We start from the raw sequence: 21,582 nt of genomic DNA, 5'->3' as shown, positions 1-21,582 counted from the left end.
CACGAAAGTGGGAGAGGGAGGGGCCCAAGCCTGCCAAGGCTTGGGAGGGTGAGGGTACGACGCCTCCTGACAACCCTGTCAAACCCCTGGACAGACCCCGCCTGTTTCCTCATGATAACGCTAACAATCCAAAAAGGATCGGCGTTCGGGGGGAAAAATGCGGTTGGGTCGGGTGGCATCGCTGCTGGCGATGAGTTTGCTGCTGGGATTATCCGGCGTCGGATATGCGGGTGAGGCGCGGTTCGACTGGTTCATCTATCAGGGATCGGACCCGGCTGACCCCAAAACTGTCGCCGCCAACGAATACCGCAATCCGGTCATTGCCGGTTTCTATCCCGACCCGTCTGTCACGCGGGTAGGCGACGATTATTATCTGGTGAATTCCAGCTTCGGCTGGCTGCCCGGCCTGCCGGTTTTCCATTCCCGCGATCTGGTCACCTGGACGCAAGTGTCCAACGCCATCGCCCGGCCCGGTCTGGTGAATTTCGGCAATGGCGGCCTGACGGGTGGGCTGTTCGCGGCCTCGATCAGCCACCATGACGGTCGGTTCTATATCGTCAATACCAGCTTCTACAGCGGCGGCAATTTCGTGGTCACGGCCACGGACCCTGCCGGCCCCTGGTCCGATCCGGTCTGGCTGCCCGATCTGCGCAATGGCATCGACCCGTCGCTGTTCTTTGATGATGATGGCCGCGCCTGGATCCTGAATAACGACCTGCCGGAGGGCGACAAGGAAGCCTATGACGGGCACCGCGCCCTGTGGATTCAGGAATTTGACGCCAAGAACCTGAAGACCATCGGCCCGCGCACCATGATCGTCAGCGGCGGCGTGGATATCACCACCAAGCCCGGCTATGTCGAAGGTCCGCACCTTTATAAGAAGGACGGCTTCTACTACCTGACGGCGGCGGAGGGTGGGACGGGCACCAGCCACGCGCAGATGATCTGGCGCGCCCCCTCCCCCACCGGCCCCTTCACGCCCGGCCCGACAAACCCCATCCTGACGCAGCGCGACCTGGAGCCTAAGCGCCCCAACCCGATCGAGGCGGCGGGCCATGCCGATCTGGTAGAGACGCAGAAGGGCGATTGGTGGGCCGTGTTCCTGGCCGTCCGCCCCTATGCGGGTGGGGAGATGTTCAATACAGGGCGGGAGACGTTCCTGCTGCCCGTCCGCTGGGTCGATGGCTGGCCGCGCATCCTGGACCCCGACACAGCGATCCCGCGAACGCATGCAAGGCCCGATCTGCCGGTACAGCCACCCGCCGCCATTCCGACCGCTGGCCCCTTCACAGTCCGTGATGAATTCGATGGTCCGGCCCTGCCGCTTTACTGGATGACACCGCGCCGGCTGGACGGTGGCTGGTGGCGCCTGTCGGGTGGGTCTCTCCACCTGACGCCGCAGCCCGTCACCCTGTCCGACCGCGCCAGCCCCAGCCTGTGGGCACGCCGGCAGCAGCATCGCGACGCCAGTTTCACCACCGAATTCTCCTTCACCCCCGATGCGCCGGGGCAGCGGGCGGGTCTGGCCGTGATCCAGAATGACGAATACTGGTTCCGCTTCACGGCGGAATTGGTCAACGGCGTCCGCACCCTGACCGTCGCCGTCCGCGCCGGGGAGAATGATCCAAAACCGGGCCGCGTGTTGGCCAGTCAGCCGGCGCCCGGCGACGGCGCCTTGCGCCTGCGCGTCACGGCGCGCGGCGGTGCCTATGATTTTTCGGTCGGCACGGGCAAGGATGGGTGGAAGACCATCCTGAAGGATGCCGACGGCACCATCCTGTCCACCGCCACCGCACGCGGCTTCATGGGCGTGATGGTGGGGCCTTATGCGGAGGGTGGAAGCCGGTGATTTGCGCTCCCAACCGTCATCCCCGCTTTCGCGGGGATGACGGTTGGGAGCGCGGACAAATGCAGTCAAACACATAAGCGGGAGGAAAAATGCGTGGATTGACAACAGCCCTGGCCCTGACCACGGCCCTGTTCACCGCCCCGGTGGCCCTGGCCGCCGATACGGCGCGGTTCAACTGGCTGGATTATCAGGGGGCCGACCCGTCCGATGCCGTGGTGAAAGCAAAACCGGGCGAATATCGCAATCCCATCCTGACCGGCTATTACCCCGACCCGTCGATCACGCGGGTGGGCGATGATTATTACATCGTCAATTCCACCTTCAGCTGGTTCCCCGGTATCCCGATCTTCCATTCGCGTGATCTGGTCAACTGGACCCAGATCGGCAATGCCATCGACCGCCCGGATCAGCTGGATTTCAAGGCCCTGGGCCTGTCGCGCGGTGTCTTCGCGCCCGCCATCGATTATCATGACGGCACCTTCTATATCCTGAACACCTGTGTCGATTGCGGCGGCAATTTCATCATCACCGCCAAGGACCCCAAGGGCCCCTGGTCCAACCCCATCTGGCTGCCCGATCTGGAGGGTGGGATCGACCCGTCGATCTACTTTGAGGGGGACCGCGCCTGGATCATCAATAACGGTCCGCCGGAAGGCGAGCCGCTGTACCAGGGTCACCGCGCCATCTGGGTGCAGGAATTGGACCTGAAATCCATGAAAACCATCGGCCCGCGCAAGGTGCTGGTGAATGGTGGCGTCGATATCTCCAAAAAGCCGATCTGGATCGAAGGGCCGCATATCTTCAAGAAGGATGGTTACTACTATCTGATCTGTGCGGAAGGCGGCACAGCCATCAACCATTCCCAGGTGGTTCTGCGCGGCCCCGGCCCCATGGGTCCCTTCACCCCCAACCAAGCCAACCCGATCCTGACACAGCGTGACCTGGACCCTGCCCGGCCCCACCCCGTCACCTCTGCCGGGCATGCCGATTTCGTGGTGACGCCGAAGGGCGACTGGTGGGCCAGCTTCCTGGCCATCCGCCCCTATGGCGATGATCTCTATAATACCGGACGGGAAACCTTCCTGATGCCCGTGCGTTGGGTCGATGGCTGGCCGCGTATCACGGAGCCGGGGCAAGCCATCCCCCTGACCCATGCCAAGCCCGACCTGCCGGCCCAGCCCGCGCCCACGGTGCCGACCACCGGCGCCTTTCAGGTGCGCGACGAGTTCGACGGCGACCGGCTGCCGCCTTATTGGATGATGGCGCGCAATCCCAAGGGCGACTGGTACCGCCTGTCCGATGGCGCGCTGACCCTGAAATTGCAGGCCGTGGGCCTGTCCGACCATGGCAATCCTGCCTTCTGGGCCCGCCGTCAGCAGCATCACAATGCCACCATCATCACCGACATGGTCTTCACCCCCGATCAGCCGGGCGAACGCGCCGGTCTGGCGGCGGTGCAGAGCGATGAAAGCTGGATGCGCTTCACCATCGAAAAGGAAGGTGGGCAGCTTGTGGCCCGCGTGGCGGCGCGCGGCGGCAAGGATACGCCCGCCGATGGCACGGTGCTGGGCAGTGTGCCGGTGAAAGCCGCCGCCTCCTACCGCCTGCGCATCACGGCGCGCGGTGGGGAATATGATTTCGATGTGGCCGGCGCCGGGGCAGACTGGCAACCCGTGGTGAAGGGCGCGGACGGCACCATCCTGTCAACGAAGAAGGCCGGCGGCTTCATCGGCGTCATGGTGGGGCCGTTCGCGCAAGGGCCGGGCAAGGGGAACTGAGCATGAAGGTTTACGCTTTCCTTCTGTCCGCCCTTCTGGCCCTGCCGGCCCTGGCCCAGGAGAGGCCCATCAGCCCCATCCGGCTGAACCAGTCGGGCCTGCTGGCCGATGGACCGAAGGTCGCAATCCTGCCCGATGTGGCGGCAAAGCCCGTGGCCTGGACCCTGCGCGATGCGGGCGGACAGGTGGTGGCCAGTGGCAACAGCATCGTCAGCGGCGATGACGCGTCATCTGGCCAGCATCTGCACCGGATCGATTTCTCTGCCGTCACGGCGACGGGCAATGGGTTCACCCTGATCGCCGGCACTGTCAGCAGCCGGCCCTTCGCTATCGGCGCCGGCCCCTATGGCGCGCTGAAACGCGATGCGCTGGCCTATTTCTACCATAACCGCGCCGGCACCCCCATCGAGGTGCGGTTTGTGGGGGAGAAATGGGCACGCCCCGCCGGCCACCCGAAGGAGATCGCCCCCTGTTTTGGGGGGAAGGACAATGAAGGCAATATCTGGCCCGCCTGCCCGCACAGCCTGAACGTCACCGGCGGCTGGTATGATGCCGGCGACCATGGCAAATACGTGGTCAATGGTGGCATCTCCGTCTGGACCCTGCTGAACCTCTATGAACGTCAGGCGTTGAAGGGCAAGGCACCCGCCTTCCCCGACGGCGCAGCCAAAATCCCGGAGGCCGGCAACGGCATCAATGACCTGCTGGACGAGGCGCGCTGGCAGATGGAGTTCATGCTGTCCATGCAGGTGCCGGACGGCACGCGCATGCCCCTGCCGCTGGGCGTGCAGAATGGCAAAGGCAGGCTGAATTTCACCCCCGATGTCGATGTCTCCGGCATGGCCCATCACAAGGTGGCGGATGAACATTGGACGAAACTGCCCCTGCCCCCGCATCTGGACCCCGAACGCCGTTTCCTCTACCCGCCGTCGACCGCCGCGACGCTGAACCTGGCCGCCACGGCGGCGCAGGCGGCGCGCGTCTGGAAGACCATCGACCCGGCCTTTTCCGACCGCTGCCTGAAGGCGGCGCTAAAGGCCTGGAAGGCGGCACTGCGCGTGCCCAATGCGCTGGCCATCGGTGATTTCAACGGCAGCGGCGGCTATGGCGACAATGACGTAACGGACGAGTTCTTCTGGGCGTCTGCCGAACTGCTGGCCACCACGCGCCATGCGCTGCTGGTCGATGCCGTGACCAAGGCGCAGTTCTTCAACCGCGACGCCATCCCCGAACCGTCCTGGGGACAGGTGGGGCCGCTGGGGTGGCTGACCCTAGCCCTGCATCCAGAAGCGCTGCCGGAAGCCGACGCCGCCCGCATCCGCAGCGCCATCGTGAAAAGCGCCAATGCCTATGTTCGGGAAGCGGGCGACAGCGGCTACCGCCAGCCCCTGTCGCCCAAGGGCTATGGCTGGGGCTCCAACTCGGGCCTGATGAACCGGGCCATCGTGCTGGCCTATGCCCATGACGCGACGGGGGACGCGAAATACCGCGATACGGTGGTGGATGTCGCCGACTATCTTCTGGGCCGCAACCCGCTGGACATGTCCTATGTCACCGGGTACGGCCCGCGCGCCATGCAGCACCCGCATCACCGCTTCTGGGCCAATGTCCTGGACCCGTCACTGCCACCCCCACCGCCGGGCGTGGTGTCGGGCGGGCCGAACATCACCAGCCTGGGCGATGAAGCCCGCAAGCGCATCGGGAATTGCGCACCGCAGACCTGCTGGAAGGATGATATCGACCTGTTCACGGTGAACGAGGTAACCGTGAACTGGAACGCGCCGCTGGTCTGGCTGGCGGCCTGGCTGGATGAGGGGCGGTAAAAGCGTCGCTCCCTCACCCTCCCAAGCCTTTACAGGCTTGGGCCCCTCCCTCTCCCGCCAGCGGGCGAGGGGCGCAAATCTGGACCCCTCTCCCACGAACGTGGGAGAGGGAGGGGCCCGAACGCGCCAGCGTTTGGGAGGGTGAGGGCACAACATCCCCCACCCATCGCCCCTATCCGTCATTCATCGCACCCCCACCCCACCGACCGCAGATAAGCGCCAGGATCAGCCATCACCTTGATGGAGGAACCCGATGTCCCTGGCCGCGACGATCCCTGAAACCGTCCGCCCCGATCCCGCCACCGCCAAACGCTGGCTGGGGCGGGCGGGTCTGCTCTGGTTGCTGGTGGCAATCACCGGGCAGTTGATCTTCGCGCTCTATGTCATGGCCACCCACGGGCGGGAATGGCTGACGGGGCAGGGTTTGCGGGGCGGGCCGGTGGAGGGGCAGTTTCCAGGCGATGTCCTGGGCAATGCCCTGTACGCCCTGCACATGGCATTCGCGGTGGTGATCATTGCCGGCGGTGCCTTGCAGCTCTGGCCCGCGCTGCGCCGCCATCGTCCTGCCTTTCACCGCTGGATGGGCCGCACCTACATGGCCGCCGCCGCCATCCTGTCGCTGGGTGGGATCGGCCTGATCCTGCTGCGCGGGACAGTCGGCAGTACCCTGATGCATGTGGGGATCAGCCTGAATGGCGTGGTCATCCTGATCTGCGCCGGCATGGCCTGGGTGCTGGCGCGGCGGCGGCGCTTCGATGCCCATCGCCGCTGGGCGTTGCGCCTGTTCCTGACGGTCAGCGGGGTCTGGTTCTTCCGGGTCATGTTCATGCTGTGGATGCTGATCTTCCAGGCGCCCATCGGCTTTGATCCCAAAACCTTCTCCGGCCCCCTGCCGGAGACACTGTCCTTCGCGCAGTATCTGCTGCCGCTGGCGGTTCTGCAGCTCTACTTCCATGCCATGGACCGGGGCAGTTTTGTGCTGCGGCTGGGCACGGCGGGGCTGCTGTCGGTACTGGCGCTGCTGACCGCCTTTGGTATCTTTGGCGCCACCATGGGCATGTGGCTGCCCCGGCTGTAACGGAGGGAGACGGGGGTATGGACGCAACAGCCGGCAGTATCGGGCACAGGCTGCTGGCCATCATCCATTGGCGCCGGCTGCGGGTGGCGGCGGTCCTGGCCGGCATCTTCTCCCTGCTGCTGCTGCCGGCCTGGGAGAACCATGTCTGGCTGCTGCCGCTGCGGATGTTTGTTGTCTGCCTTATGTGCGTGCTGGCCTTCGGCTTCTGGGAGCGGTTTCCCCACCGCCTGCCCCGCTGGATCGCGCGCTGGGTGGTGCAGGTCCTGGCTGTCGCCCTGACGGTGCCGCCCACCATGGTCACGATCTATATCCTGACGGGTCCGGAGGTGGGGCCGGCCCTGTGGCAGGATAAGCCGCGCCTGCAATCGCTGTTCATCATGATTGTGCTGGGCCTGCTGATCGGCCCCTGGGTGGCACTTGGCGCGCTGGTGCGGCAACGCGAGGCGCTGGCCCGGCATCAGGCCCTGTCCTTTGCCCTGGAGCGCAGCGAGTTGGAACGCCGCGCCACCGATGCGCGCCTCGCCCTGATGCAGGCACAGGTGCAGCCGCATTTCCTGTTCAACACGCTGGCCAATGTCCGCGCCTTGGTGGAAACGGGGTCACCGCAGGCCCTCCCCGTGCTGGACAGTTTGATCGCCTATCTGCGCGCCGCGGTGCCGCGCCTGAACGCCGCCATGGGCACGCTGGGGGATGAGATGGGGCTGGTCCGGGCCTATCTGGACATCATGGTCATGCGCATGCCCGACCGCCTGTCCTTCCGCATCGATCTGGAACCGGGAACCGACGCCCTGCCCTGCCCGCCCATGGCCGTGCTGACCCTGGTGGAAAATGCCGTGCGCCATGGCATCGACCCGGCGGAGGATGGCGGGGCCATCGACATCACGGCAACCCTGCGCGCCGGCACCCTGCATGTCACGATCAGCGACAACGGCCTGGGCCTGGGTGCCGCCGGCACGGGCGGGCTGGGTACGGGGCTTTCCACCCTGCGCCAACGTCTGGCACTCTGCTTCGGGCCCAAGGCCGCCCTGTCGCTGACGGAACGCGGCGGCGGGGGCGTGGTGGCAACCCTGTCCTGGCCCGTGCGGGAGGTGGCAGCATGAACGGACCCACGGCCCTGGTCGCCGAAGATGAACCCCTGCTGCGCGACACCCTGATCCGGCAGCTTTCTGCCGCCTGGCCTACCCTGCGCGTGGTGGCAGAGGCGCGAAACGGGCGCCACGCCGTGGAACTATTCGAACAGCACCGGCCCGATATCTGCTTCCTGGATGTGCATATGCCCGGCCTGTCGGGGGTGGAGGCGGCGCAGGCCATCGGGCGACGCGCCCATCTGGTCTTCGTCACGGCCTTTGACCAGTACGCGGTGGCGGCCTTTGCCCAGGGTGCCCTGGATTATCTGGTAAAACCGGTGGAGGCGGCACGCCTGGCCGATACCGTGGCGCGGTTGCAGGAACGGCTGCGCGCGGCACAGCCGGCGATCATGCCCGACGATTTGCTGGCACGGCTGGCCGAACAGCTGCGCCCTGCCATCGCCGCCGCCCCGCGCCTGACCTGGCTGCGCGCCTCTGTCGGCCCTGTGGTACGGCTGATCGCGGTGGAGGATGTGGATTTCCTGCTGGCCGGCGACAAATACACCCATGTCGGCTGGCGCGGCGATGGCGGCACGCCACAGGAAGCCATCATCCGCACCCCCATCAAGGAGCTGGCCGAACAGCTGGACCCCGACCGGTTCGCCCAGGTCCACCGCAGCGCCATCGTCAACCTGCGGTCCATCAGCCATGTGGTGCGCGGGGAGAATGAAACCGCGACCATCCACCTGAAATCCCGCCCCGACACCATCCCCGTCAGCCGCGCCTGGCTGCACCTGTTCCGGCAGATGTGAGGCGCGGTTCCGACGTCGGAAGTGGGGGGCAGGTTCAGGTGAAAGCTTCACCGTCATCATCCCGGCGAACGCCGGGATGATGAGAGAGGGTAAACGCACCTGATCCTGACAAACGCCCTGCCCTCACCCCGCCTTGGCTTGCGCGATCCAGGCGTCGATGCGCTGTTCCAGCATGACCATGGGCAACGGCCCGTCATTCAGGATCAGGGCGTGGAACTGCCGCACGTCGAACTTCGGACCGAGCGCCGCCTCGGCCTTGTGGCGCAGGTTCAGGATGGTCAGCTGCCCGATCTTGTAGCCCAGTGCCTGACCCGGCCAGGCGATATACCGGTCGGTCTCGCTCTGAATGTTCTTCTCGGCCAAGGCACTATTGTCGCGCAGACAGCTGGCGGCCTCCTCCCGGCCCATGCCCTTCCAATGGATGCCGACATCCATGACAAGGCGGCAGGCCCGCCACATCTCCATCGACAGCTTGCCGAAATGCTCATAGGGCGTGGTGTAAAGCCCCATCTCCTCCACCAGCTTCTCGGTGTAAAGCGCCCAGCCCTCGACATAGGCGGTCGTGTCCTCCTGTCGGCGGAACTGCGGCACGTCGGTCAGTTCCTGTGACAGGGCGATTTGCAGATGGTGACCGGGCACACCCTCATGCGCCACCAGGGCCGGCAGTTCATAGAGCGGGCGCATGGACAGGTGCGAGGTGTTGATCATCAACCCGCCAGCAATGCCCTGTTCCGGGCTGCCGGGGAAGTAACGACCCGTCGTATAGCCTTCCTCGATCTCCGCCGGCACGGGCCGCACGCCATAGGGCAGGCGCGGCAGCAGGCTGAAATAGCCGGGAAGCTGATCATCAATGCGCTTGGCGATGCGGCTGGATTTCTCCAGCAACTCCTCACGCGATTTCGCATAGAATTGCTGGTCGCTGCGCAGGAAGGTCAGGAATGCCTTGAAATCGCCCTGGAACCCCGTCTGCTTGATGATGCTGTCCATCTCGGCCCGGATGCGGGCGATCTCCGTCTGGCCCAGGGCATAGACCTGATCGGGCGTCATGGCCGTCGTGGTTTCGCGCTTCACTCGGTAGGCGTACCATGCCTTGCCATTGGGCAGGTTGGACGCGCCGATCACCGGCTTGGATTTCGGCAGATATTCCTTCTCAAAGAAGCTGGCCAGCGCCTGTTCGGCGGGGCGCACGCGGTCGCGCAGAATGTCCTGCCCGCGCTTGAACAGCGCGTCACGGTCCGCCTGCGGCACCGTCGGCGGCAACGCCTTCAGCGGGGCCAGCAGCGGATGCCCGTCCAGCGGCATGGCGGCCAGCGTGCGGGTCATGGCAACCGCCCCTTCCGCAATCAGGCGCGGCTGGGTGAACCCGGTCTTCACCCCCCGGCGCATATTGGCAGTCTCAATGGCATAGAAATCCGGCAGCGACGACAGCCGCACCAGATACGCCTCCGCCTCCGCCGCGTTCTTCAGGCGCATGGCCCCGGCCACATAGCCCGGAACGGAGAAGAAGCCGCTGTCATTGTTGAACGGCATGCGTTCCTCATCGAACGCCACACCCTCCAGGTCCAGCGCCACGCGCCGCGACAGCAGCGCGTAATTCAGCGCATCCTGCCCCGTCAGGCCTGCACCCGGAATGGCCGCCAGCCGATCCCGAAACGAAGCCAGCGCCTTGGCCCGGTCTGCCACCGCCTTGGGACTGTTGTCGGGCCAGCGCTTTGCCGCTTCCATATCCCCGCGCTGGCTGGCCCCGATCGGGTCATTCACCTCCAAATAGCGGTCATAATCGGCCAGCACAGTGCGCAGATCATCGACCGGTGCCGCCTGCACCGAACCGGTCAGCAGCAACAGGCCCAGACCGGCAGCAGCCAGCAGGCGGGGACGCAGAAGCGATGTGCGCATGGATCGGGTCCTTGTTGTTGGTTGGTGAATGATGATTGTCATGAAGGCCCGTCCTCATCCTGACGGGGCCGGGCGACGAAACCAAGGACGAAGCCGAAGGGCCGGGCAATCCGTTCCAATGTTTCGCGCGTCGGGTTGGCGCTGCCCTTTTCCAGGTTCAGGACCTGGATGCGGGTCAGGCCGAATTTCGCACCAAACGCCGCCTGAGTCATGTCCAGCGCCTCACGCATCTCGCGGATGGCGTCAGGCAGGCGAAGCTCCCCCGTGACGGCACGGGCTGCCAACGCCTCCCGCCGGGCCAGCTTTTCCTCACGGTTGAGGGGGGTGCGGCGCGGCATGGCTCAGCAGCTCCGTTCCAGGGCATCGGCCACCGCATCACCCTGAAACGCCCGCGCCACCACGGGCGGCGGCACACCCAGATCAAGGCCCAGGCGGGGTAAGTCACGCAGCAACCTCAGCTTCGACAGCAAGACCTGCCGCACTTTGCTGGCGGCCAAGCCGTCGAAGGCCACCGCATCTGCAATACGGCCCCAGTCGGGCTCTATCCCCCGCCCATCCAGACAGCGCCAGCGTGTGCTGCGTCCTACCCCCGCCGCCGACAGGCGCATGGGCGCGAAATCATAGAGCGGTGAAAGGCAAACGCCACCCGTCGCCGGCTTATGCAGGGCACTGTTGCGGCCATGATTATCGGGATTGCCCATGGCCGCATTCAACAGGTCGCGCAGCAGATATTCCAGCGTGTCGGCCACGGGATCATCACTGACCGCGCGGATGACGGACAGATAATCTTCATGCCAGGCAATATGGCCAAACGCCGCCACGCCGAGGGCCGACACCAGACTTTCCTGCCCATGCAACAGCACCGCCCCATCCTGCGCCGACCGGTCAAAACGCGGCATGAACAGCACGCCATGACCATAGCGCAGCGGGGCCGCCACCCGCAGGCCAAAGGCCCGCGCCACCTCCAGATAGGGGGCCTCGCTGGCGATGATCAGGGCATCCTCCGCCCCCGACGACCGCAGCAGTTTCACGATGGCATGCTCTGCCCCCTCCCCTGTCGGCACGAACGGGTCGGGATACCAGCATCCGTCGCGGGCCGACCGGGTCATCAGGGCCTTGGGCCATTCCCCCTGCACCCCGCTGGACCCCGATGCCAGATGCGCGAACCGGTCCACCACCTCCAAGAACCGCTCACTGCGCTGGGCAATATCCCCGTCGGTGAGGGGCGGACAGGTAACATCGGCCAGACGCTGCTGCTCCTCCATCCAGGCTTCACGCAGGCGCAGGTTGCCGATGGGCGACCCGGCGGCACTGCGCAGAAGGGGCAGTTCGGTGGCGGGCGCATCGGGCGACAAGCCCAGCGTAGCGGCAATCCGTTGCCGCGCCACGCCCTGCGGCATCAGGTCCAGAAGCCAGGGCGGCCAACTGTCCCATGACCGGGTTTCCAGATCGACCGGACAGCGCACCGATAGGGCACGCCGGTCGATGACATCGCCATCCAGCCCGTCGATGGCGGCATGGTCAAAGAAATAGCTGTCATCATAGCTGAACCGGCTGGCGCCATTGATGCCACGCGCGGGATCGGGCAGGCGCAGCAAACCCGCCTCCCGCCACGCCCCATCAATATGCACCTCCAGGGTCAACATGATTAATGCATCATTCTAACGATATCTATAGACCAAGTATGGGCCTAAAAAGTATCCAGTCAATGGTATTTATACCCCCTCACCCGAACGGGCTTTCAATCGACGGCGAGGGTTCGGTGAACCAGGCGGCACCCTCCTCCGTGATGTACATATGGTCTTCCAGGCGGATACCGAAGGCGCCGGGGATGACGATCATCGGTTCGTTGGAAAAGCACATGCCGGGCGCCAGGATGGTCTTGTCACCGCGCACCAGATAGGGGCCTTCATGGATCTGAAGGCCGATGCCATGGCCCGTACGGTGGGGCAGGCCCGGCAGCTTGTAGTCCGGACCCAGGCCATACCGTTCCAGAACGGCGCGGGCCGCATAATCCACGCTTTCGCAGGTCTGGCCGGGCCGCGCGGCGGCGAAGGCGGCGGCTTGGGCTTCGTGTTCGATGGCCCAGATGCGGCGCTGTTCGACGGTTGGTTCGCCGAACACATAGGTGCGGGTGATGTCGGAATGATAGCCGTCGATCTGACAGCCCGTATCGATCAGGACGATATCGCCGTCGGCCAGTTCCTGATCACCGGGAATGCCGTGCGGAAAGGAACTGGCGACGCCGAACTGCACCGCGCAGAAGGTGGAGCCATTGTCGGCCCCCACGGCCCGGTGCGCCTGATCGATGAAGCGCTTCACGGCACTGGCGCGAATGCCAGGGTGCAGGATCGCGGCGGCGCGGCGGTGGATATCGAGCGTCAGGCCCTTGGCATAGGAGAGCAGGGCCAGTTCCGTGGATGATTTACGGGTGCGGCAGCCATCGACCATAGGCGTGGCATCCACCACCTTTAACGCCGGCGAGATGGCACGCAAACGGCTGAACAGCAGGAACGGGGCCGCCGGGTCCAGGGCCAGCGTCTCATACCCCGCCACAGCACTGACCAGCAATTCGGCGGGGCATTCATCCTCCTCCCACAGCAGGATGTCGGCATCGATGGCCATCACCTCTTTCAGCGACCCCAGTTCAAAGGCCGGGCAGATCATCGCCGGGCGGCGGCCCCGACGCAGCAGCAGCGCCACCAGCCGTTCCGTCGCGCCCCAGGGCACGCCCGTGAAATAGCGCAGGCTGGCGCCTGCACCGATCAGCAGGGTCCCTGCCCCCATCTCCTCCATCAGGCGATGGGCCTTCTCGATGCGGGCGGCATGTTCAGCAGGCTGGATGGCGGGCGGGCGCCGGCCCGACCGGTCAATGGCGGCAAGGCCGGCCAGTTCGGCCTCAGCCGTTGATCCCCCGATGCTCATTCTTCTTGTCACTCCCTGCTTATCCTGCACCAACCCGACGTCACACCGCGGATTACGGCTTCGCCTAATCCGCGCTACGCAACTGCGACACCTCGGTGGTGTAATCGTAGCGCGGATTAGCGAAGCGTAATCCGCGGAAATCCCGCCGCCGCCAGCCCCGTCTATACCACCGTGAAGCCTGCCCAGAACGGGTCCTCGCGGTCGATCCAGATCGTATTGAAGCCCGTGGGAACCGCACTGCCCTCAATCGACGGGGTGATGGCGGGATGGCCGCCCAGGTCGGCCGCCGCCTCCACCCTTCCCGTGAACCGGCTGCCGATATAGCTTTCATGCACAAAGGCATCGCCGACCTGCAACCGCCCCTTGGCCGCCAGATGCGCCAGCCGGGCCGAGGTGCCGGTGCCGCAGGGGCTGCGGTCGATGGCGCGCTCGCCATAGAACACGGCATTGCGGCCATCGGCCCCCTGCCCTTTCGGCCCATCGGCCCACAGAACATGCGACACGCCCCGGATGCGCGGATCAACGGGATGTACCGGCTCCACCTTCTCCCGCATCAATGTGCGGATGGTCCGCGACAGTTCCACAATGCGCGCCGCCCCCAGATCATCCAGGCCCTTGTACGGCCCCTGCGGTTCGATGATGGCGTAGTAATTGCCGCCATAGGAGACATCGACCGACAGGGGACCAAACCCCGGCACCTCGATCTCCACCCCCCAGGCCGCGACGTAAGATGGCACGTTGCGGATACGCACCCAAGTGACACGCTTGCCCTCTGTGCCATAGGTGATGTCGATGATGCCCGCCGGCACCTCCACCCGCAGCGTCCCCGGCGTGCGCGGCAGGATCAGGCCGTTTTCCAGGCCGAAGGTGATCATGCCGATGGTTCCATGCCCGCACATGGGCAGACAGCCGCTGGTTTCGATGAACAGGATGCCGACATCGGAGTCGGCCTGGGTCGGCGGATACAGGAACCCGCCCGACATCATGTCATGCCCGCGCGGTTCAAAGCACAGGCCCGTGCGTATCCAGTCGAACCGCTCCAGAAAATCCTGCCGCCGCTCCGCCATCGACGCCCCCCGCAGCAAGGGCGCACCACCCGCGACAAGGCGGACCGGGTTGCCGGCGGTGTGACCATCGATGCAAAAGAAGGTGTGGCGCATGGGGGCTTCCGGGGTGGGAGTTTGGGCAAAGGGGCCAACCGTGCCCCCTCTTCGTCATCCCCGCGAAAGCGGGGACCCAGCGTGAGGCGCGGTTAGCGCCGATATGACTTATCGCGGCAGACGCCGCTCTGCACTGGGTCCCGGCTTCCGCCGGGATGACGGGGGAACGGTGTGAACGCAGTGAAAGTACCTCAAACCGGCCGCGTCGCGGCGGCCTTTTCGACCATGGCGCTGACCTGGGCGCGCCGCGCGCCGGACAAGGGCAGGCGCGGCAGGCGGACGCGTTCGCTGCCCCGGCCCATGATCTGTTCGGCCAGCTTGATCGACTGCACCAGATCATGTTCCGCATCCAGGTGCAGCAGCGGCATGAACCAGCGATAGATGCGCCGCGCCTCGGCAATGTCGCCCTTCTGCAACGCCTTGATCAGGGCCACGGACTCTTGCGGAAACGCGCTGGTCAGGCCCGACACCCAGCCATGGGCGCCCAGGATCATCCCCTCCAGCGCCACATCATCCAGCCCGGCCATCAGGACGAACCGGTCACCGAATTCATTGATCAGATCGGTGAAACGGCGCGGATCAGGCGCGCTTTCCTTCACCGCCACGATATTGGGGATATCGGCCAGCCGGGCCAGCACGCGGGCGGAGATCGACACCCGATAGGCGGGCGGGTTGTTGTACAGCATGATGGGCAGGCTGGTCGCATCCGCCACCGCCTTGAAATGCGTGTACAACTCCTCCTCCGTTGGGACATACACCATGGCCGGCAGCAGCATCAGCCCATCCACGCCCAATGCCTCTGCGTCGCGCGCGAAGGCCACGGCGCGCTTTGTCGTCAGTTCCGACACGCCGGCCACCACCGGTACGCGTCCCGCCACGGCGGTGCGGGCGCGGTCAAGGATGGCGCGCTTTTCATCCGGCTCCAGGGAGTTATTCTCCCCACAGGTACCCAACAGGATCAAGCCATCGACGCCGTCGCGGATCAGGGCATCCTGAACACCGGCGGTGGCATCATAATCCACCGACAGGTCTTCGGCGAATTGGGTGGTGGCGGCCGGGTACACGCCCGTCCAGGTCAGCTTGGCCATGGGTCACTCCTGCATTGCGCTGAAAATCGTATACTATATAATATCGTGACGGAAAAGAGGGGAGTGTGAGGATGCGGTCCTTCCTGGTGATCGGCGGTGGCATTGTCGGCTACAGCATCGCCCTGGCGCAGCAGGGGTTGGGCCGGTCGGTGACGCTGGTGGATGATGCGCCATCTACACCGCCCGCCTCCTGGGGCAATGCCGGGCATATCGCGGTGGAACAGGTGGAGCCGCTGGCCAGCGCCGCTACCCTGCGCGCCGTTCCCAAACGCCTGCTGGCCCGCGATGACGCCCTGTCCCTGCCCCTGCGCGACATCCGTCACTGGCTGCCCTTCGGCCTGCGGCTGGCGGCGGCGGCGCGGCCGGGTCGGTTCCGGGCGGGAAAGGCGGTGCTGTCCACGCTGGTGGGGGCCGCCATGCCGGCCTGGGAACGGCTGGTCGATGGGGTCGGACAGCCAGAGTTGCTGATCCGCGACGGGCATTTCGTGATCTGGGATACGCCCGACAGCGCGGCACGGGGCCTGCGTGCCTGGCAGGCGGCGGATACCGGCACCACGCGGTTTCGACCGATTGATGACGGAGAGCGGGAGCGGCTGACCCAGCTTCTGGGCCGCACCCCGGCGGGCGCCATCCGCTTCACCGGCAGCGGGCATATCGCCTCCCACGACCTGCTGTTCACCACGCTGCGCCGGCATTTCACCGAACGCGGTGGTGTGGTGGTAACGGGCAGAGCCACCGACCTGCCCCGCCGCGATGGCAATGTGTCCGTGGCGCTGGCCGATGGAAGGGTGCTGGGCGCGGATGGGGTGGTGGTGGCGGCGGGTGTAGCCTCAAAACCGCTCCTGGAAGGGGTCGGCCACCGCGTGCCGATGATCGCGGAGCGGGGATACCATCTACAATCCGACGTCGGAAGTTGGCCTACTGACCTTCCGCCCCTGGTCTTTGAAGACCGCGCCCTGATCGTGACGCGGTTTCACGACTATCTGCGCGCCTCCAGCTTTGTGGAATTCAGCCACCCCGACAGCCCGCCCCATGCGGGCAAATGGGAACGGCTGCGCGGGCGCATCCAGGATCTGGGCCTGCCCTTCCCCCTGCCCGCGCGTGAATGGGTGGGCTGCCGCCCTACCCTGCCAGACTATCTGCCCGCCATTGGCCGGTCGGACCGCGCCTACAACCTGTTCTACGCCTTCGGGCACCAGCATCTGGGCCTGACCCTTGGTCCCGTCACCGGCGAACGCATCGCGGCCTTGACGGTGGATCAGGGGCCGGACATGTCAGCCTTTGACCTGCGGCGCTTCGGCTGACCCGCGAATACCCAAACCGTAGGTCAGGTCGACGCGTAAGCGTCGCCCTGACGGCAACGGCTTTCAATCCATATCTGTCAGGGCTCGCCTTGCGGCTCGACCTGACCTAACGCAAAAACGATCTCCGTCATCCACATTCCCGTCCCTCCCGCAGCCGGTCGATGGCGGCCCAGATTTCCTGGCCGCCCTTTTCATGCCGATCCGACAGCTTTTGCAGGTCGGCGGCCAGATGGCCGATGTCGGAGGAGATCTTGCTGACCATCATCTCCACCGCCGCAAAGGCGCTGCGGCCCGCCTTATCATTGGCAATATCGGCCTCTGCGCGGTCCAGCCGGGCCGTGATGCGGACCAGCTCCATCTGTATCTGATGCATCAGGCCGGGCAGCCCATCCAGCTGCTTGGCCTTCGACGCGGCCAGCCACCGCAGCCCCGCCACGGCCCCCGCCGCCGCCAGCGCCAAGCCCCCGCCGGTCAGCGCATCGGTTGAAAGCAGATCCGCCATCGTCATGTCCTTGCTGAGTGAGGCCCCAAAAGCAAAGGCCCCGGTGCGGGTGCAGCCGGGGCCTGTTAGCTTGTTTGATAGCAGCAGCATCGATCAGGGCAGGGGTGGCGTCAAGAATTAATTCCTATAACCTTCATCGGACGGGCGTTGAAAAGGTCCGGTGAAAGAAGTTCCGACGTCGGAACTGCTCATTTCCAGGCCAGAACTGCCTCAATCGCCGCCTTCAAGGCCAGCAGTTCCTCACGCTCCCGCTTGTTCAGGCTGGTGCCCTTTACCGCCTGCAAACTGCGGGTCCATTTGCCAATGGCGGGCAGGCGCGGGGCCGTATCGGTGGCGGGGGCAGGGGAGGGGACATCCCCCTCATCCTTGGCCTGCCGTGCCGTGCGGACATTCAGCTTGCCGTCGCGCGCCAGCGCCCACAGCTTGGGCTGCTGTTCCGCCGGGGCGCGGGCAATTTCAAACAGGGTGCCGCGTGGCACGGTGGCCCCGGCATCGCTGCCCAGATCGGACAGGACCGGGGCGGGCAGGGTGAGGATTTTCAGCAGGCTGCTGACCTGGACCGTGCTTTTCCCGACCAGGGAAGCCACTTCCTGCTGCTTCAACCCGCGCTGCCGCATCAGCCGCTCCAGGCCTTTGGCCTCTTCCAGCGGGGTCAAATCCACGCGCTGAAGGTTCTCCACCAGGGCCGCCGTGTCAGCATCGCCATCGAAGCGCAGCGCCACCATGCTGGTCCAGTCGGCCAGCCGGGCTGCGCGCCAGCGGCGTTCACCGGCGACCAGGATATAATGGTCGGGCCGGGCCGGGTGGGGGCGGACCAGGATGGGCGACAGCTGGCCCACTTGCTTCAAACTGTCGGACAGGGCCGCCAGCTCAACCTCGTCGAAATGCTGGCGGTTCTGCGCGGGGTCGGGCTCCACCCGGTCCAGCGCCAATTCAAAACTATGGTTGAAGCGGCTGTTCAGTGCCGCCAGCGAGGTGCTGCCCTGGGACAGCCGGCCCGACAGGGCGGCCAGGGCGGGGGGCGGGGTCTTGCTCTTGGCCATGGGTTCAGCCTCCCGTTACCGTCGATGCATGGGCCAGGGGCAGGGACGTGCCCGCCGCGATGGCAGCCGCCAATTCGCGATATGTGGCGACACCGGCGGCGTCGGGGTACAGCTCCACCGCCGGCTTATAGTTCAGGTTGGCCTTGCCAAAGGCGCTGTTATCATCGATGGGGGCCAGGACGGGCACCGTGGCACCCAGGCTGGCGATCAGCAGGTCCAGGATCTGCTTATCCACCGACTTCCGACGTCGGAACTGCGTCGGCAGGATGCCGGCCAGACGCAGGCCGGGGTTCAGGCGGCGCTGCACCTTGGCGATGGTATCCTGCATCAGGGCCAGACCCATCGTGTCCATCGGCTCCGTCCGCACGGGCACGAACACCTCATCCGCCGCTGTCAGGGTCATCAGGGTCATCATGCCCAGATTGGGCGGCCCATCGATGATGATATGGTCGAACCGCTGGCGCAGCGGGGCCAGACATTCGCGCAGCAGCATCTCCGTCCCCGGCTCCCGCACGCCATCGGCCTTAGCCAGATCGATATGGGAGGGCAGGAGGGTGAAATTCCCGACCGGGATCAGGGCATCATCGACGGGGGCCGCATCCAGCAGCACATGGGGCAGGGTGCGGCGTTCCCGGTAAAGATCGACCAGCGGCACGCCCAGGCTTTCACTGGCGCTGGCCTGCGGATCGGCATCGACCAGCAGCACGCGCCGCCCGGATTGGGCCAGGGAGGCAGCGATATTGATGGCGGTGGTGGTCTTGCCCACGCCGCCCTTCTGGTTGGTGAAGGCCAGGATACGGGCCGGCAATTGCTGGCTGGCAATGAAGGCGGCGATCTCCTTGGGGATACGCTCGCCCCCGCTTTCCCATTTGCTGATCCGGGCATTGTCGATGCGCTTGCCCAGCCGGTCGTTCAGCCACAGCGCGAACTGTTCCTGCGTCAACCCGCCCAGCCGGTGGCGGAACACGCGCAATTCCTCGCCCGTCATGGCCATACCCCTCACAAACACCATCCAGCCTATGGATGAATGTTTGTTACAAGCGGGTCAACAGGATTTGTAAGTGCCCAGGGTTTTACCGGACCTTTGCAACGGGGATGTGGTCTGTCACGTGCCCCCTCATACGCCGGGCGCCGCCATCCGGCGGCTTAGCTCCACGCCGCATGTGCGGCGGGCCGGCGGTCGCCGGCCTGACAGCCGCTGACGGTCAAGCCGTCAACAGCTGTCTCAACACACCAACTTTTCCTCCGCCACGACCGTAGCGGCGATCGCGGGGACCCATTTTTTCAGGTTGGTGGGTGCTGTGGCGGCGGCCGGCAGGGCGACGCCCAGCTGTTTGGCGCGTTCGGCCCAGGCCTTGCGCGTGTTGAAATCGGCGGCTTCCAGCCAGCGCAGGGCGGCAATGACACCACGCTGGTTGAACCGACGGGCCTCGGCGGCGGCAGCCATCTTCTGGGCGGCCTCACCCTGGCGCTGCACCTTGGGCTTGGCCGCCGTCTTCACGGCCTTTTCCAACTCCCCCACATCCTTGCTGCGGACCCGGAAAACCAGACCGACCACGCGCCCGCCATTGCCGCCACGACCCTGCCGGATCTCGTCCATCTCCACGCTGAACTCGGCCAGCTCGTTGATTTCCTGAATGGCGGGGTCCAGCGCCTTCTTGCGCAAATCCTTGAAATCTTTCAGCTTGTCACGGCAGCCCAGGACGTCTCGCACCTCGTCGATCTTGGCGCTCCAATAAGGCTCCGTCGCCTTGCGGTCGGCATAGCGTTTCAGGATTTCATAGAGGGTGAGGGCATATTTGCTGGTGAACTGATAGATCACGGATAGGGACAGGGCGGAATACAGCGCCGGTTCGACCAGACGCTGGGCCACCTCTTCTGGAAACTCAAAGGTCAGTTCGCCCGTCACCTCATTGATGGTGACACGGCCCAGCAGATGGTCGGACACCCAGGTCCGTCCATCTGAACCCAGCACATCATATTGAACCAGAACCTTTTGCAGCCGCGTCAGGCTCTCTTTCAGCCAGAAATTGGTATCGCCATGCGAGGCGGCGTCGCGCGCCTCTGCCGCGAAGCGCCTGATATCGGACAGGTGGGTATTGTGCCGCGTCGTCTTGCCGATATTGGGGGCGGCGATGGCCAGCAGATGGTTGAACAGCTTGCGGTCGGAAAGGCGCAGATCCTCGTTCCCAGTCGCCCGCACCTCCACCAGAGCGGTGGCCTTGATCAAGGTCCCACTCAATTTCTTGCGGCGTGCCGTCTGGGTCGCCACAATGGATAGTGATGGTTCCGACACGAAACCTGCCCCCGTTTCCAGTGACGGCAGTTAGGCATAACCCGGACCAGATGAAAAGAATTGAGTCCGTTGAAAATGTCCGTTGAAAAGCCCCGCTTTCTTTAATTCCTAGATTCCTTAAATTCCTAGGGCTGGATTGCAGTGGTTTTTCAATAGTTTGTGGGGTTTACCCGGACAAACGCAACGCTCCCCCGGACCTTCACAACGTTTCAGGGGGAGGTTCCCAACGCCCCCCGGAACCCAACCCGGACCTTTTCAACGGCGCCCTTAGATATCAGTCCATTAGGGGCCACTACCGGACTTTTCCTACGCTTATCCGGACCTTTTCAACGGCTCCCCGCCGGCGGCTTTCACCGGACTTTCCCAACGGGGCGATGAAAAGCAGCACGAATCAAGGGTTTGTGATTCGGATTCAGCGGACTTTTTCAACGGGTTCACCGGACTTCTTCAACGCCCCTTGTAAGCTCTGACGAGAGTTCACCGGACATTTCCAACGGGGGCAGACGCTTTATCCGGACTTTTTCAACGGGTGGAATCGGGAGCGAACAAGTGATCCCCCGCCTGGTGGACATTGGCCCTGGATGGGCTGGAACGGGCCCTACCGGGTCTGTGTCTTATCCCGACAGATCGATCGCTGCGGCGGTGAAGGTCCGCGTGGCCGGCAATCCGGCCATGACCTGCCTCTACTTGGCGGAACCGGCAACTTCGCCCAGCTTGGGTGATGAAGCCGGGGGACGGAACCGGAGCCGACCCGGCGCCTTGAAGAAACAAGAACACGCGAAGGGTACAGAAGATGGACCAGATGCAGCACCCGATGGGGCTTTCCGATGCCGGCCTGCTGCGCACCCAGGGTGTGATCGGCGGGGGCTGGGTGGGTGCCGATGCCGGCGGCCTGCTGGATGTGCGCAACCCGGCCACGGGTGCCTTGCTGGCGCAAGTGCCGATGATGGGCGCGGCGGAG

Annotated in this window: 17 protein-coding genes; 7 read left to right on the top strand and 10 right to left on the bottom strand. The window is 65.1% G+C overall.

From position 1 onward, the window contains the following. The first annotated feature begins 157 nt into the window (after positions 1–157). The 6 genes from ACODSP_RS27025 (at position 158) to ACODSP_RS27000 (ending at position 8,407) form a co-directional block, all read left to right on the top strand. A complete protein-coding gene (locus ACODSP_RS27025) occupies positions 158–1,849 on the top strand; it encodes a glycoside hydrolase family 43 protein (protein ID WP_488968618.1) in 1,692 nt (563 codons plus the stop codon). Between the two features lie 89 nt (positions 1,850–1,938). Further along, a complete protein-coding gene (locus ACODSP_RS27020; RefSeq protein WP_488968617.1) occupies positions 1,939–3,627 on the top strand; it encodes a glycoside hydrolase family 43 protein in 1,689 nt (562 codons plus the stop codon). Between the two features lie 2 nt (positions 3,628–3,629). Then, positions 3,630–5,450, top strand: a complete 1,821-nt coding sequence (locus tag ACODSP_RS27015; RefSeq protein ID WP_488968616.1) for a glycoside hydrolase family 9 protein — start codon at positions 3,630–3,632, stop codon at positions 5,448–5,450. A gap of 253 nt (positions 5,451–5,703) precedes the next feature. After that, positions 5,704–6,528 carry a DUF2306 domain-containing protein gene (locus ACODSP_RS27010; RefSeq protein WP_488968615.1) on the top strand — a complete coding sequence of 275 codons (825 nt, stop codon included), beginning with the start codon at positions 5,704–5,706 and terminating at the stop codon, positions 6,526–6,528. Between the two features lie 17 nt (positions 6,529–6,545). Beyond that, the gene (locus tag ACODSP_RS27005; protein WP_488968614.1) at positions 6,546–7,628 is read left to right on the top strand and encodes a sensor histidine kinase; all 1,083 of its coding nucleotides are present in this window, start codon (positions 6,546–6,548) and stop codon (positions 7,626–7,628) included. After that, positions 7,625–8,407 carry a LytR/AlgR family response regulator transcription factor gene (locus ACODSP_RS27000; RefSeq protein ID WP_488968613.1) on the top strand — a complete coding sequence of 261 codons (783 nt, stop codon included), beginning with the start codon at positions 7,625–7,627 and terminating at the stop codon, positions 8,405–8,407. Before ACODSP_RS27005 ends, ACODSP_RS27000 begins: the two co-directional genes overlap by 4 nt. Before the next feature lie 123 nt (positions 8,408–8,530). Here the strand turns inward: ACODSP_RS27000 and ACODSP_RS26995 are convergent, their stop codons facing one another. The 6 genes from ACODSP_RS26995 to ACODSP_RS26970 all read right to left on the bottom strand — a co-directional run bounded on the left by ACODSP_RS26995 (position 8,531) and on the right by ACODSP_RS26970 (position 15,476). Next, entirely contained in the window at positions 8,531–10,303 is a 1,773-nt protein-coding gene (locus tag ACODSP_RS26995) for a DUF885 domain-containing protein (RefSeq protein WP_488968612.1), read from the bottom strand. A 38-nt stretch (positions 10,304–10,341) separates the two neighbouring features. Beyond that, on the bottom strand, positions 10,342–10,641 hold the full coding sequence (locus ACODSP_RS26990) for a helix-turn-helix domain-containing protein (protein ID WP_488968611.1): 300 nt from the start codon (positions 10,639–10,641) through the stop codon (positions 10,342–10,344). A gap of 3 nt (positions 10,642–10,644) precedes the next feature. Then, entirely contained in the window at positions 10,645–11,949 is a 1,305-nt protein-coding gene (locus ACODSP_RS26985; RefSeq protein WP_488968610.1) for a type II toxin-antitoxin system HipA family toxin, read from the bottom strand. Between the two features lie 79 nt (positions 11,950–12,028). After that, positions 12,029–13,228 (bottom strand): M24 family metallopeptidase, encoded by a 1,200-nt coding sequence (locus ACODSP_RS26980; RefSeq protein WP_488968609.1) that lies wholly within the window; start codon positions 13,226–13,228, stop codon positions 12,029–12,031. 161 nt (positions 13,229–13,389) lie between these two features. Continuing rightward, complete coding sequence (locus ACODSP_RS26975; protein ID WP_488968608.1) at positions 13,390–14,388, bottom strand: 4-hydroxyproline epimerase; 999 nt, start codon at positions 14,386–14,388, stop codon at positions 13,390–13,392. Positions 14,389–14,579: 191 nt separating this feature from the next. Continuing rightward, on the bottom strand, positions 14,580–15,476 hold the full coding sequence (locus tag ACODSP_RS26970) for a dihydrodipicolinate synthase family protein (protein WP_488968607.1): 897 nt from the start codon (positions 15,474–15,476) through the stop codon (positions 14,580–14,582). A gap of 71 nt (positions 15,477–15,547) precedes the next feature. Between ACODSP_RS26970 and ACODSP_RS26965 the strand changes: the two genes are divergently transcribed. Further along, positions 15,548–16,780: an NAD(P)/FAD-dependent oxidoreductase gene (locus ACODSP_RS26965; RefSeq protein ID WP_488968606.1), complete on the top strand. Its 1,233-nt coding sequence runs from the start codon at positions 15,548–15,550 to the stop codon at positions 16,778–16,780. A 127-nt stretch (positions 16,781–16,907) separates the two neighbouring features. Here the strand turns inward: ACODSP_RS26965 and ACODSP_RS26960 are convergent, their stop codons facing one another. The 4 genes from ACODSP_RS26960 to ACODSP_RS26945 all read right to left on the bottom strand — a co-directional run bounded on the left by ACODSP_RS26960 (position 16,908) and on the right by ACODSP_RS26945 (position 20,621). Then, positions 16,908–17,282: a hypothetical protein gene (locus tag ACODSP_RS26960; RefSeq protein WP_488968605.1), complete on the bottom strand. Its 375-nt coding sequence runs from the start codon at positions 17,280–17,282 to the stop codon at positions 16,908–16,910. A 188-nt stretch (positions 17,283–17,470) separates the two neighbouring features. Beyond that, the gene (locus ACODSP_RS26955) at positions 17,471–18,325 is read right to left on the bottom strand and encodes a ParB/RepB/Spo0J family partition protein (RefSeq protein ID WP_488968604.1); all 855 of its coding nucleotides are present in this window, start codon (positions 18,323–18,325) and stop codon (positions 17,471–17,473) included. 4 nt (positions 18,326–18,329) lie between these two features. Continuing rightward, on the bottom strand, positions 18,330–19,313 hold the full coding sequence (locus ACODSP_RS26950; RefSeq protein WP_488968603.1) for an AAA family ATPase: 984 nt from the start codon (positions 19,311–19,313) through the stop codon (positions 18,330–18,332). A gap of 237 nt (positions 19,314–19,550) precedes the next feature. Continuing rightward, entirely contained in the window at positions 19,551–20,621 is a 1,071-nt protein-coding gene (locus ACODSP_RS26945) for a replication initiation protein (protein ID WP_488968602.1), read from the bottom strand. Between the last annotated feature and the right edge of the window lie 961 nt (positions 20,622–21,582).

The sequence above is a fragment of the Niveispirillum sp. FG156 genome (genome assembly GCF_057809555.1).
Note: the sequence above shows the minus strand (reverse complement) of the source record. Positions and strands in the feature narration are given on the sequence as shown.